At 71.9% G+C, this 12643-nt stretch carries 15 protein-coding genes and 1 riboswitch; of the genes, 9 read left to right on the top strand and 6 right to left on the bottom strand.

Annotated elements, in window-relative coordinates; translation table 11 throughout:
• Positions 1–92: 92 nt before the first annotated feature.
• Both QSK39_RS07735 and QSK39_RS07730 read left to right on the top strand, forming a co-directional pair.
• Positions 93–848, top strand: coding sequence for a GntR family transcriptional regulator (locus QSK39_RS07735; RefSeq protein ID WP_285476933.1), 756 nt, complete (start codon positions 93–95; stop codon positions 846–848).
• A gap of 42 nt (positions 849–890) precedes the next feature.
• A complete protein-coding gene (locus QSK39_RS07730; protein WP_285476932.1) occupies positions 891–2417 on the top strand; it encodes an MFS transporter in 1527 nt (508 codons plus the stop codon).
• On the opposite strand, the gene QSK39_RS07725 is transcribed toward QSK39_RS07730, so the two are convergent.
• Positions 2414–3364: a threonine ammonia-lyase gene (locus QSK39_RS07725; RefSeq protein ID WP_285476931.1), complete on the bottom strand. Its 951-nt coding sequence runs from the start codon at positions 3362–3364 to the stop codon at positions 2414–2416. The two genes, QSK39_RS07730 and QSK39_RS07725, sit on opposite strands and share 4 nt — an antisense overlap.
• 147 nt (positions 3365–3511) lie before the next feature.
• Between QSK39_RS07725 and QSK39_RS07720 the strand changes: the two genes are divergently transcribed.
• The gene (locus tag QSK39_RS07720) at positions 3512–4249 is read left to right on the top strand and encodes a hypothetical protein (RefSeq protein ID WP_285476930.1); all 738 of its coding nucleotides are present in this window, start codon (positions 3512–3514) and stop codon (positions 4247–4249) included.
• A 3-nt stretch (positions 4250–4252) separates the two neighbouring features.
• Here QSK39_RS07720 and thiE read toward each other — a convergent pair whose 3' ends face one another.
• Positions 4253–4912: a thiamine phosphate synthase gene (thiE, locus tag QSK39_RS07715; RefSeq protein ID WP_285476929.1), complete on the bottom strand. Its 660-nt coding sequence runs from the start codon at positions 4910–4912 to the stop codon at positions 4253–4255.
• Between the two features lie 31 nt (positions 4913–4943).
• Positions 4944–5049, top strand: a riboswitch (TPP riboswitch).
• Between thiE and thiO the strand changes: the two genes are divergently transcribed.
• From thiO to QSK39_RS07695, 4 genes are all read left to right on the top strand, one after another.
• A complete protein-coding gene (thiO, locus tag QSK39_RS07710; RefSeq protein ID WP_285476928.1) occupies positions 5044–6120 on the top strand; it encodes a glycine oxidase ThiO in 1077 nt (358 codons plus the stop codon). It overlaps the preceding riboswitch by 6 nt.
• Positions 6120–6320, top strand: a complete 201-nt coding sequence (gene thiS / locus QSK39_RS07705) for a sulfur carrier protein ThiS (RefSeq protein WP_285476927.1) — start codon at positions 6120–6122, stop codon at positions 6318–6320. Before thiO ends, thiS begins: the two co-directional genes overlap by 1 nt.
• A 1-nt stretch (position 6321) precedes the next feature.
• A complete protein-coding gene (locus QSK39_RS07700) occupies positions 6322–7080 on the top strand; it encodes a thiazole synthase (RefSeq protein WP_285476926.1) in 759 nt (252 codons plus the stop codon).
• A gap of 97 nt (positions 7081–7177) precedes the next feature.
• Positions 7178–7612, top strand: coding sequence for a MarR family winged helix-turn-helix transcriptional regulator (locus tag QSK39_RS07695; RefSeq protein ID WP_285476925.1), 435 nt, complete (start codon positions 7178–7180; stop codon positions 7610–7612).
• Here QSK39_RS07695 and QSK39_RS07690 read toward each other — a convergent pair.
• Entirely contained in the window at positions 7609–7974 is a 366-nt protein-coding gene (locus QSK39_RS07690; protein WP_285476924.1) for a winged helix-turn-helix transcriptional regulator, read from the bottom strand. The genes QSK39_RS07695 and QSK39_RS07690 overlap by 4 nt on opposite strands.
• Positions 7975–8066: 92 nt before the next feature.
• Between QSK39_RS07690 and QSK39_RS07685 the strand changes: the two genes are divergently transcribed.
• Positions 8067–8906 carry an SDR family oxidoreductase gene (locus QSK39_RS07685; RefSeq protein ID WP_285476923.1) on the top strand — a complete coding sequence of 280 codons (840 nt, stop codon included), beginning with the start codon at positions 8067–8069 and terminating at the stop codon, positions 8904–8906.
• Here QSK39_RS07685 and QSK39_RS07680 read toward each other — a convergent pair.
• Together QSK39_RS07680 and thiD are read right to left on the bottom strand one after the other, a co-directional pair.
• Complete coding sequence (locus QSK39_RS07680; protein WP_285476922.1) at positions 8903–9709, bottom strand: ion transporter; 807 nt, start codon at positions 9707–9709, stop codon at positions 8903–8905. The two genes, QSK39_RS07685 and QSK39_RS07680, sit on opposite strands and share 4 nt — an antisense overlap.
• Before the next feature lie 59 nt (positions 9710–9768).
• Positions 9769–10596: a bifunctional hydroxymethylpyrimidine kinase/phosphomethylpyrimidine kinase gene (thiD, locus tag QSK39_RS07675; protein WP_285476921.1), complete on the bottom strand. Its 828-nt coding sequence runs from the start codon at positions 10594–10596 to the stop codon at positions 9769–9771.
• Between the two features lie 105 nt (positions 10597–10701).
• On the opposite strand from thiD, the gene QSK39_RS07670 reads away from it, so the two are divergent.
• Positions 10702–11712 (top strand): phosphatidylinositol-specific phospholipase C domain-containing protein, encoded by a 1011-nt coding sequence (locus QSK39_RS07670; RefSeq protein WP_285476920.1) that lies wholly within the window; start codon positions 10702–10704, stop codon positions 11710–11712.
• On the opposite strand, the gene QSK39_RS07665 is transcribed toward QSK39_RS07670, so the two are convergent.
• Positions 11709–12632 (bottom strand): NADP-dependent oxidoreductase, encoded by a 924-nt coding sequence (locus QSK39_RS07665; protein ID WP_285476919.1) that lies wholly within the window; start codon positions 12630–12632, stop codon positions 11709–11711. The two genes, QSK39_RS07670 and QSK39_RS07665, sit on opposite strands and share 4 nt — an antisense overlap.
• Positions 12633–12643 lie beyond the last annotated feature (11 nt).

Genomic DNA, 12643 nt, shown 5'->3' with positions numbered 1-12643 from the left:
GACCAATGTTAGTGGGGCGGCGCGTTTGGGGAAAAGGGTACGTTTCTTACGGGGACGTGGCGCGCAATGAGGGAAGACATAGGGAGTCGGGCATGTTGGAGACCACCACCACGGGCGAGGCGGGCGCCGTCGCCGGGATGCGCGGGCAGCGCGAGCCCAAGTACTGGGCGCTGAAACAGCACCTCCTCGACCTCCTGGACGTGCTGCCGCCCGGGTCGCCGATCCCGACCGAACGCGCGCTCGCCGGGGAGTTCACGGTCTCCCGCACCACCGTGCGCCAGGCGCTGGCCGACCTCACGGCGGAGGGCCGTCTGCACCGTGTGCAGGGCAAAGGCACCTTCGCGGCCGAACCGAAGCTCGCGCAGCGGCTGCAGTTGTCGTCGTACACGGAGGACATGCGGCGCCAGGGCCTGAAGCCGTCTTCGAAGCTGCTGGAGCTCGAGGAGCTCCCGGCCGAGGGCGACCTCGCGAAACTGCTCGGAATCCGTACTGGTGCGAAAATTCTTCGCCTTCGACGGCTTCGACTGGCGGACTCGCAGCCGATGGCGCTGGAGACTTCGCACCTGCCGGCCGGCCGATTCCGCGGGCTGCGCAAGCACGTCTCGGCGGGCGGTTCGTTGTACGCCGTTCTGCGCGAGTACTACGGAGTGGAACTGGAACGCGCCGAAGAGTCGATCGAGACGTCGCTCGCCGGTCCGGAAGAGGCGGAAATGCTCGGCGCGGACGTCGGCATGCCGGTGCTCCGGCTGACCCGGCACTCGTTCGCCACGGACGGCAAGCCGGTGGAGTACGCCCGCTCGGTCTACCGCGGCGACCGGTACAAGTTCGTCACGACGCTGCTGCCGTGACCCGGTGTTGACGGTGGTTACTCCGCACGGTGAAGTGACGGGGTGACTGCCACCGAAGACACCGGGATCCGATGGGGGACGCACGCCGCCCGCGGCGTGCTCGCCACCACCATCCTCGGATCGGGCATGGCGATGCTCGACGGCACCATCGTCAACGTCGCCCTGCCCCGCATCGGCACCGAGCTGAACGCCTCCGTCGCCGGGCTCCAGTGGATCCTCGACGGCTACCTGCTGGCGCTCGCCGCGCTCATCCTGGTCGCCGGCTCGCTCGGCGACCGGTACGGCCGGCGCCGCGTGTACCTCATCGGCGTCGTCTGGTTCGGCGTCGCCTCCGGGCTGTGCGCCGCCGCCGTGTCCACCGAGATGCTGGTCGCGATGCGGATCCTGCAGGGCATCGGCGGCGCGCTGCTGACGCCGGGGTCGCTCGCGATCCTCCAGTCGTCCTTCGCGCACGACGCCCGCGCCCGCGCGATCGGCGCGTGGTCCGGCCTCGGCGGCATCGCGGCGGCCGCCGGACCGCTGCTCGGCGGCTTCCTCGTCCAGGTCTGGTCGTGGCGGCTCGCGTTCCTGATCAACGTCCCGATCGCGCTCGTCGTCGTGCTGATGGCCCGCAAGTACGTCCCCGAGTCCCGCGACCCGGAGGCGACCGGGCACCCGGACTTCGGTGCCGCCGCGCTCGGCGCCATCGGTCTCGCCGGGGTCACCGGCGCCCTGGTGGAGGCGCCGGCCCGCGGCATCGGCGACCCGATCGTGCTGGTCGCGGGCCTGCTGGGGATCGCGGGGCTGACCGCGTTCGTCGTCGTCCAGCACCGCTCGCGCGAGCCGCTGGTGCCGCCGTCGCTGTTCCGCGACCGGACGTTCACCCTGGCCAACGCGCTGACCTTCGCCATGTACGCGGCGCTCGGCGGCGTGATGATGCTGCTGGTCATGCAGCTGCAGGTCTCACTGCACTACTCGCCGACGGCGTCCGGCCTGGCCGGGCTGCCGCTCACGGTGATCATGCTGCTGCTGTCCGGCCGGTCGGGCGCGCTGGCCCAGCGCATCGGGCCGCGGGCGCAGCTGGTCGTCGGCCCGATCGTCGTCGGCGTCGGGATGCTGCTGATGCTGCGCATCGCGCCCGGCGCGTCCTACCTCGGCGCGGTGCTGCCGGCGGTCGTGGTGTTCGGGCTCGGCCTGGCGACGGTGGTGGCCCCGGTGACCGCGACGGTGCTCGCCGCGGCCCCGGACCGCTTCGCCGGCGTCGCGTCCGGGGTGAACAACGCCATCGCGCGGTCCGGTGGGCTCTTGGCCGTGGCAGTGCTGCCCGCGGCGGCCGGGCTGACCGGCGAGGCGTACGCCGACCCGGTGGCGCTCACCGCGGGCTGGCGGATGGCGCTGGTCATCTGCGCGGTGCTGGCGATCGCGGGCGGGCTGATCGCGCTGGGCATCCACAACGGGGTCCTCGCGCCGCCGACTCCGCCGCCCCCGGCCGCGGACGAGGCCCCGCACCTGGGCGAGTGCTTCCACTGCGGCGTCGAGGGCCCGCCGACGCACATCCGCGGCGGCGGGACCCCGGTCGCCGGTTCCTAGCCCGCGAGGATCTCGGCGAACAGTGCCGGGTCGGCGTTGCCGCCGGAGACGATCGCCACCGTGCGGCCGGCCGGCAGCTCGCCCGCGTGGAACAGGTACGCCGCCGTCGTCACCGCGCCGCTGGGCTCGGCGACCAGCCGGGCCTTGCGGGCGAGCGTGCGCATGGCCTCGCGGATCTCGTCCTCGGTGACCGTCACCATCGCGTCGACGACCTCCTTGAGGTGCGCGAAGGTCAGCTCGGACGGCTGCGCGCGCAGGCCGTCGGCGATCGTGCGGGCGCGGTCGGCCTGGGGCCAGTCGACCTGGCGGCCCAGGCGCAGGCCCTCGGTGGTGTCGCCGGCCAGCGCGGGCTCGACGCCGATCACCTTCGCGTGCGGCGCGCGGGCCTTGATCGCGGTGCCGACGCCGGAGGCCAGCCCGCCGCCGCTGACCGGCACCAGCACGACCTCGACGTCGGGGAGGTCTTCGGCGATCTCGAGGCCGGCCGTGCCCTGCCCGGCGATGATGGCCGCGTCGTCGTAGGGCGGGACGAGGGTCAGCCCGCGTTCGGCGGCCAGTTCGTGCGCTTTCCCCTCGTGCTCGCCGATCGGCACCTCGATCACCTCGGCGCCGTAGCCGCGGGTGGCCTCGACCTTGATCCGCGGCGCGACGTCCGGCACGACGATCACCGCGGGCACGCCGTACTGCTGCGCGGCGTAGGCGACCGCTTGCGCGTGGTTGCCGCTCGAGTAGGCGATGACGCCGCGTTCGCGCGCTTCGTCGTCGAGGGAGCCGATCGCGTTGAACGCGCCGCGCACCTTGAACGCGCCGACCGGTTGCAGGCTTTCGGGTTTGAGCCACAGGGTTCCGCGGGGGTCCCACGTCTGGAGCAGCAGGGGCGTGTGCACGGCGACACCTTGGACGCGCTTCGCCGCGGCCTCGATGTCAGAGATCGTCACCAGTTCCATGTGCCGAGTATGTCAAGAAAATGTTTGATCTGGAGTGTCTATTGTGGACACTCGGAGTGGCGCTCCTCACCCTCCGGCAACGTGGGGAGTGCTTCGCGCGCCTTACACGTTGGGAACGGGGAGAAGACTTTCTAGCGGATCGGGATCATGAGCAAGGAGAACGTAGCGGCTTCCGAAGAGACGGAAGAGAAGTCAGGCCTGCGGATCGCGCAGGTGATGGCAGCGGCACTGGCGGCGGTGACGGCGGCACTGCTGGGATCGACGCTCGGCGTGGCGGGGACCGTCGTCGGCGCGGGCGTGGCGAGCGTGATCACGACGGTCGGCGGCGAGATCTACCTGCGGTCGCTGCAGCGCACGCGCGCGGCGGCGGCGAAGGCCCGGCAGCTGGCGACGTCGGGGATCCGCCGTCGTGGAACCGGTTCCGAGGTGGCGCTGGCCGAACAGCCGACAGTCCGGCTGCCCCGGCCCGAAGAAGGCTTGGAAGGGCCGCCCGAAGAGGAGCCGTCGCGGCTGCGGAAGCTGCGCTGGCCGTTGATCATCGGCACGAGCGTGGCGGCGTTCGCGGTGGCGATCCTGGCGATAGTGGGCTTCGAGTCGGCGACGGGCACCCAGATCGGCGGCGGCACGGGTTCGGGCATCGGCAAGATCTTCGGCGGCGGCGGGCACCCGGACACGACGCCGTCGACCACGCCTTCGACGTCGACGAACGACACGCAGGACTCACCGACTCCGAGCACGTCGTCGACGACGACGGAGACCACCCCGCCGACGACGTCGACGGAGTCCCCGACGACAACGCCGACAACCCCGAGCACGACGTCCCAGCAGCCGACGACGTCAGCCCCGGCAACCAGCCAGGGCGCGGCGACCACCCCGACGCCGTAGAGGTCAGGGGAGGCGGGCGCGCAGTTCGCGAGCCGCGGCTTCGGGGTCCTCGGCCTCGGTGATCGCGCGGACCACCACGATCCGCGACGCTCCCGCCTCCAGCACTTCCGGGAGCCGCGGGCCGTCGATGCCGCCGATCGCGAACCACGGGCGCTCGGGCGCGGCCGCCGCCGTCGCGCGGACCAGGTCCAACCCCGGCGCCGAGCGCCCGGGCTTCGTCGGTGTCGGCCAGCACGGGCCCGTGCAGAAGTAATCCACCCCGGGCTCCGAAGCGGCGGCCGAAGCCTGCGGAACCGAGTGCGTCGAGCGGCCGATCACGACATCGTCGCCGAGGATTCGCCGGGCCAGCGGTACCGGGATGTCGTCCTGACCCAGGTGGAGCACGTCCGCGCCCACCGCCAGGGCGACGTCCGCCCGGTCGTTCACCGACAGCAACGCGCCGTGCCGGGCGCACGCCTCCGCCAGCACCTCCAGCGCCGCGATCTCCCCCGCGGCCTCCAGCGCCCCGGTCTTGTCGCGCAGCTGGATGATGTCGACGCCGCCGGCCAGGGCCGCGTCGGCGAAGGAAGCCAGGTCGCCGCGGGTGGTGCGGGCGTCCGTGCACAGGTACAGGCGCGCGCTGTCGAGGCGGGCGCGGATCTTGTCACCGGAAAGGGCGGGCATAGCGGCGACCGTACCCGGCGAGCTAGGGTGGACGAGTCCGCACGGGAGCCCGAGGCACGGGCTGAGAGGGAGCTGCCGCTCCGACCGTGGAACCTGATCCGGGTCATGCCGGCGCAGGGAGCGTGATTCCCATGACGAACACCCTGGCCGTCGTCGGTGGCGGCGTCATCGGCCTGTCCGCCGCCTGGCGAGCGGCGCGCACCGGCCGTGAAGTCACCCTCTACGACCCCGAACCCGTCCGCGGTGGCGCGTCCTGGCTGGCCGGCGGCATGCTCGCCCCGGTCACCGAGGCCTGGCCCGGCGAAGAGGACGTCCTCACCCTCGGCGAGGAGTCGCTCAGGCGCTGGCCCGGTTTCGCGAGCGACCTCGCGCGGGACGGCGTCGACCCCGGCCTGGCCGAGCACGGGACGCTCGTCGTCGCGTTCGACAGCGCCGACGCCGGTCACCTCGACATCCTCGCCGGGCACCTGCACTCGCTCGGCCGCGCGGCCGAACGGCTGACCGGCCGGGAGACCAAGCGGCTCGAACCCGGCGTCGGTTCCGTCCGAAGTGGACTCCACGTACCCGGCGACCTGGCCGTGGACAACCGGAAACTCCTCCACTCGCTCTATGCGGCATGCCAGAAGCGCGACGTCCGGTTCGTCCGCGAGCGGGTGCAAAGAACTCCGGACGCCGACGCCGTCGTGCTCGCCGCCGGCGCCTGGACCGGCCGGCTGCACCCGCAGCTCGCCGACGCCGTCCGCCCGCTCAAAGGCGAAATCCTGCGCCTGAAACCCCGCCGCGGCTGCCTGCCGCCGCCGACGCGCACCGTCCGGGCCGTCGTCGAGGGCCGGCCGATCTACCTCGTCCCGCGCGGTGACCAGGAGCTCGTCCTCGGCGCGACGCAGTACGAGGCGGGGTTCGACCGGGCCGTCACCGCGCGCGGCGTCCGCGAGCTGATCGAGGGCGCCGAACGCGTTTTCCCCGCGATCACCGAGTACGAGCTCGTCGAGACCGCGGCGGGCCTGCGGGCCGGCAGCCGGGACGTGCTGCCCTACATCGGGGTCCTGGACGACGGCGTCTTCGCCGCCACCGGGCACCACCGCAACGGCCTGCTGATGGCCCCCGTGACCGCGGACGCCGTGGTCGCCTGGCTCGAGGGCGAGAAGCCGCCCGAAGGCGTCGAAGCGGCTTCACCCGCCCGTTTGCACCAGAAGGAGCACGTCTGATGGAGATCAAGCTCAACGGGAAGTGGACGGAGTTCCCGGACGGCGCGACCGTCGCCGACGTCCTCGACGCGTCCGGCGGGCAGCGCCCCGGCATCGCCGTCGCGGTCGACGGCGTCGTCGTCCGCCGGAGCGACTGGACGGCCACCGCCGTGCCGAAGGGCGCGGTGCTCGACGTGCTCACCGCGGTCCAGGGAGGCTGAAATGGACGAAGAACCGCTGGTCATCGGCACCGCCAAGCTGACGTCCCGGCTGATCATCGGCACCGGCGGCGCGGCGAACCTCGCCGTGCTCGAACGCGCGCTGGTCGCGTCGGGTACCGAGCTGACCACCGTCGCCATGCGCCGCGCCGACGCCGAAGGCGGCTCCGGCGTCCTCGAACTCCTGAGAAGGCTCGGGATCGAGCTGCTGCCGAACACCGCGGGCTGCCGCACGGCCGCCGAAGCCGTGCTCACCGCGCAGCTGGCGCGCGAGGCGCTCGGTACCGATCTCATCAAGCTCGAGGTGCACGCCGACGACCGGACGCTGCTCCCGGACCCGTTCGAAACCCTCGACGCGGCCGAACGGCTGGCCGCCGACGGCTTCACCGTGTTCGCCTACACGAACGACGACCCGGTGCTCGCGCTGCGCCTCGAGGAGGCCGGGTGCGCCGCCGTGATGCCGCTGGGCGCGCCGATCGGCACCGGCCTCGGGATCCGGAATCCGCACAACATCGAGCTGATCGTTTCGCGGGCGGGCGTGCCGGTGATCCTGGACGCCGGAATCGGCACGGCGTCCGACGCGACGCTGGCGATGGAGCTGGGCTGCGACGCCGTCCTGCTGTCCACCGCCGTCACCCGGGCGGCGGACCCGGAACGGATGGCCGCGGCGATGCGGGCGGGGGTGGTCGCCGGTCACCTGGCCCGGAGCGCGGGGCGCGTGCCGCAGCGGTTCTGGGCTCAGGCGTCGAGTCCACCCCGGTGAACCCGGGTGCCTTCACGCCGAACGTGCACCGCGAACCCGTAAGGTTGTCGGCACTTTCCGGCGCACCCGCGCGCGCGTGAGGCAGAAGGAGCCAGCCGTGACCAGCACCTCCGTCCAGGACGTCTCGGGCAGGTTGTACCTCGCCGTCGGCAGGCTGTCCCGGTCACTGCGGCAGGCAGGCGTGCCCGGCCCGGGCCACGGCGCCATCTCGGCCCTCGCGACGCTGGTCATCTCCGGTCAGCTGCGCCTCGGCGACCTCGCCGCGAAGGAGGGCGTCGCCGCGGCGACCATGTCGCGGATCATCGCGTCCCTGGTCGAAGCGGGATACGTCAGCCGCGAGTCCGACCCGGTCGATCGCCGCGCGTGGCTGGCGAAGGCGACCGAAGAGGGCGAGCGGCTGGTGTCCGGCGTCCGGTCGACGCGGGTGCAGGAGCTGAACCGGCGGCTGGATCGGCTGTCCCCGGAGCACCGCGAAGCCCTGACGGCGGCGCTCCCGGCGCTCGAAGCCCTGATCGCCGACGAAGACCGCTAAGCAGGGGGCGGCAGCCGCCGGGTGATCCGGTCGAAGAGCTCGCCCAGCGGCTCGCCGACGTCCCGGCCGAAGTCCGTCAGCCCGTAGGTGACCTGAGGCGGCGTGGTCGGCTCGACCCGCCGCCAGATCAGGCCGTCCTCGACCAGGGCCCGCAGGGACTGGGCGAGCATCTTTTCGCTGATGCCTTCGATGCTCTCACGCAGCTCGAAGAACCTGAGGTCGTTGCTCTGCAAGGAGATCAGCACCCAGATTCCCCACCGGCTGGTGACGTGGTCGACCACTTCCCGCGCGGCGCACTCGGTGTGAAACACCTCATACCGCGGCTGGGCTTCGCCCTGGGTGATCTGCGCGCCTCCGGTCACGTAGGGAGCTTACCCGGAGGTATGTCCTTACCAAAAGTTAGCCCGGCTCCTAGCGTCCCGAGCACCGAAGACATCGGACGAAGGAGCAGGACATGATCGTGGTGACCGGGGCTACCGGGAACGTGGGCCGGCCGTTGACGGAGGCGCTGGCCGAGGCCGGGCAGCAGGTGACGGCGGTGTCGCGGCACGCCGCGGAGGTGCCGGACGGCGTCCGCCACGTGGTGGCCGACCTGGCCGAGCCCGCCGGCCTGGAACCGGCGCTGGCCGGGGCGAAGGCGTTGTTCCTGCTGCTGTCCGGCGACCTGCACGCCGTCGGCGCCGATCCGGCCGACGTCGTCGCCCGCGCCACGGCCGCCGGGGTTCGCCGGGTCGTCCTGCTGTCGACGCTGGGCGTGGCGACCAGGCCCTTCGGCACGACGAGGGTCGCGATGCGCGCCCTGGAGGACGTGGTGCGGGCGTCCGGCGCGGACTGGACCATCCTGCGGCCGGGTGGCTTCGCCTCCAACGCCCTGTGGTGGGCCGAATCCGTCCGCACCCGGCGGGTCGTCGCCGCGCCCTTCGGGGACACCGGGGTGCCGGTGATCGACCCGGCGGACATCGCCGAGGTCGCCGCGGCCTGCCTGCTGGACGACCGGCACACCGGCGAGGTCTACGAGCTGACCGGACCGGCGGTGATCACGCCGCGCGGGCAGGCCGAGGCCATCGCCGACGCACTGGGCTCGCCCGTGCGGTTCCACGAGCTCACCCGCGCCGAGGCCAAGGCCGGCATGACCCGGAGCATGCCGGGCGAGCTCGCCGACGACACCCTGGACATCCTCGGCTCGCCGAGCCCGGCCGAGCTGCGCGTCAGCCCGGACGTCGAGCGGGTGCTCGGCCGGGCTCCGCGCTCGTTCGCCGACTGGGCCGCTCGAAACGTCGCCGCGTTCCGCTAAGCGGCCTGTTCCCGCCGCAGCTCGGCGAGCTCCGCGCGCACGGCGCGGAGCTCTTCGAGGATCTCGCGGTTGGCCTCGGCCTGCGTCGCGGCCTGCTTCGCCTCTTCCTCGCGGATGTCCTGGCGCAGCTCGTCCTCCATGCCGCTGACGACCACGGCGATGAAGAGGTTCAGCACCGCGAAGCTCGACACCAGGATGTAGACGACGAAGAAGATCCAGGCCATCGGTGCCTGGACCATGATCTCCTTCGCGATGTCCGGCCACGCTTCGCCGGTCATCACCTGGAACAGCGTGAACAGCGAAGTCCCGAGGTCGCCGAAGTTCTCCGGCGAGATCACGCCGAACAGCTTGGTCGCCATCACGCCGGCGACGAAGATGATCAGCGCGAGCAGCGCGGCGATCGACGCCATGCCGGGGATCGCCGCGAGCAGCCCGGAGACGACCTTGCGCATCGACGGCACGACCGAGATCAGCCGCAGCACCCGGAGCACGCGCAGCGACCGCAGCACGGCGAACGGCCCGGTCGCCGGGATCACCGCGATGCCGACGACCAGCAGGTCGAAGACGTTCCAGTTGTCGCGGAAGAACGCGCCGCGGTAGGCGTAGAACTTCGCGAGCAGCTCGGCGACGAAGATGCCGAGCGCGATGTGGTCGAGGGTGTGCAGGAGCCCGCCGAACCCGTCCATCAGCGACGTCGACGTCTCCATGCCGAGCGTGGTCGCGTTGAAGACGATCACGGCGATGATGAAGTTCTGGAAGCGGCGGTCCTCGAGGACCTTCGCCACGCGCTCGCGTCCGGTCAAGGCCGCCCCCTGCTGAGTTCAAGGAAAAGTAAACGCAGGGATGGTAGCCGGGCGGTCGCTCAGCGCTCCTCGGGTGCCAGCCGCCAGAAGGCCGACACCGGGCCGACCTTGGCGCCCATCGGGTAGGCGTGCTCGACCGCGTGGGAGACGAACCACTTGCCGTACCGCGCCGCCTCGACCACGGACATCCCCTTGGCGAGGCCCGCGGTGAGGGCCGACGCCATCGTGTCGCCCGCGCCGTGCGTGTGCGGCGTCGCGTACCGCTGCCCGGGCAGCTCCACGAACGTCGAGCCGTCGAAGAGGAGGTCCACGCACTCCGGGTCGGCCTGCAGGTGGCCGCTCTTGACCAGGACGTACTTGGGGCCCATCCGCTGGAGCACCACGGCCGCGGTGTGCATGCCTTCGCGGTCTTTGACGGTCATGCCGGTCAGCAGCCGCACCTCGTCCAGGTTCGGGGTGAGCACCGTCGCGCGGGGGAGCAGTTCGTCGCGCAGGGCGTGCAGGCCGGCGTCGTCGAACAGCGGGTGGCCGTGCATCGACGCCGCGACCGGGTCGACGACGAACGGGATCTTTTCGTCACGGCCGATCCCGGCCTGGTCGCACGCGGCGGCGACCGCGTGGATGATCTCGGCCGACGCCAGCATGCCCGTCTTGGCCGCCCCGACGCCCATGTCCGCCGCGACGGCCTCGATCTGCCCGGCCACGATGTGCGGCGGCAGGTCGGCGCGGTCGTGCACACCCAGCGTGTTCTGCACGGTGACGGCGGTGACCGCGACCAGGCCGTGGACGCCGCAGGTCAGGAAGGTGCGCAGGTCCGCCTGCAGCCCGGCGGCACCGCCGGAGTCCGACCCGGCGATGGTCAGCGCCGTGGGAGGGCTCGTCGTCATGGTGGTTTCCCGACTTCTGGTCTAGGCCAATCGGCCGCTTTTCCTTCATGAGCAGTCAACCACGGTGAGACATTGTGAACGTTACTCACGTTCGAAGGAGCCTGGATGAAGCTCTTCTCGGTGGCAGTCCTCACGGCGGCGCTCGTGCTCTCCGGGGCGACCGCGGCCCATGCGGACAGCCCGAAGCTCTCCCACGTCACGACGGTCGGCGTGCACAACACGTACGACCCGGCGGCCTACGACTACCTGGCGCGGGCGCTCGACGCCGGGTCGTCGCTGATCGAGCTCGACGTCTGGCCGGACTTCTTCACCCACGAGTGGAAGGTCAGCCACTCGAACCCGTTGGGGAACAGCAACAACTGCGTCGCGGCCACCTCGGCGGCGCAGCTGTACACCGGCGGGAAGAACAAGAACCTCGAGTACTGCCTCGACGACATCCGGATCTGGCTGGCCGCCCACCCCGGGCACACGCCGATCACGCTCAAGCTGGAGATGAAGACGGGCTTCTCGGACAACACGGGCATGGGCCCGGACGAGCTGGACGCGACGTTCCGCTCGCACCTCGGCAGCGTCGCGTTCCGCCCGGCCGAGCTGCTCGGGAGCTACGCCACGCTCGACGACGCGGCCAAAGCGGACAACTGGCCGTCCGTGGACGCGTTGCGAGGCCGGGTGATCACCGAGATCATCCCGGGCACGGTGGAGGAGCAGAACCCGACCGACACGCTGAAGACCGACGTCGAGTACGCGCGGTACCTGGTCGGGCTCAAGAACGCGGGCAAGCTCGGCGACGCGAACATCCTCCCGACCGTGCACGGCGCGGCCGGCGGTGACCCGCGGGACAAGTACACCGCCGACCTCAAGCCGTGGTTCGTCGTGTTCGACGGCGACGCGAACGCGTGGGTGACGCAGACCGGGCCGTGGTGGTACGACGCCAACCACTACTACGTCGTGATGACCGACGGGCAGAACGTCGCGCCGGCGATCGACGCGCACAACCCGACGGTCGACCAGGCCAACCAGCGCGTGGCCGACCTGGCGAAGCAGCACGCGTCGGTGATCACGTCGGACTGGACCGGGCTCACGACGGTGCTGCCGCAGGTGCTCGCCCGGGGCTAGACGGTCAGCACGAGCTTGCCGGACACCCGGCCCGACTCACCCAGCTCGTGCGCCTTGGCGGCGTCTTCCAGCGGGAAGGTCTGCTCGACGCGGACCTTCAGCTGACCGGCCTCGATCAGTTCGACGAGGCCGGTCAGCCCGCCGCGGTCCGGCTCGACGAGGATCCGCTCGGTGCGGACTTTCCTTGCGGCAGCGGCCTTTTCAACCCGGTCGGCGACGCCGCTGGGCACGCCGATCAGCAGGCCGCCCTCCTTGATCGCGGGGAGCCAGCGCAGGTCGCTCTCCTCGCCGACGAGTCCGAAGTAGACGTCCACATCGGACGTCGTGGCGGTGGCGTCGTGGTAGTCGATCGGCTCGTCGACGCCGAGTTCGCGCAGGAAGCCGTGCTTGCCGGCGCTGGCCGTGCCGATCACGTACGCGCCGCGCGCCTTGGCGATCTGGACGGCGAGGTGGCCGACCCCGCCCGCGGCGGCGTCGACGAAGACACGTTGTCCTCCTTGGACGTTCGCGACGTCGACGAGGCCCTGCCAGGCGGTGAGCCCGGCCAGCGGCAGCGCGGCGGCCTCGGCGAACGACAGCCCGGCCGGCTTGCGCACGAAGTGCCGCGAGGGCGCGGTGACGTACTCCGCGTAGGCGTTGCCCGGACGCGGGAACCACGGCATGCCGAGGACTTCGTCGCCCTCCCGGACGCCGGTGGCGCCGAAGCCGGCCTCCTCGACGACGCCGGCGACGTCCCAGCCGACGGTGAACGGCGGCTCCCCGAGGAACCCGCCGCCGGCACGCACCTTCCAGTCGACGGGGTTGATCCCGGCCGCGTGCACCCGCACCAGGACCTCCGTCGGCCCGGGTTCGGGGCGCGGTGCTTCGGTGACGCGGAGCACCTCCGGCCCGCCGAGGGTCTCCTGGGTCACGATGCGCATCTCTGCTCTCC

Source organism: Amycolatopsis sp. NBRC 101858, from assembly GCF_030269325.1.
Taxonomy (GTDB): Bacteria; Actinomycetota; Actinomycetes; order Mycobacteriales; family Pseudonocardiaceae; genus Amycolatopsis; species Amycolatopsis ponsaeliensis.
This window is presented reverse-complemented; position numbering and strand designations above follow the sequence as displayed.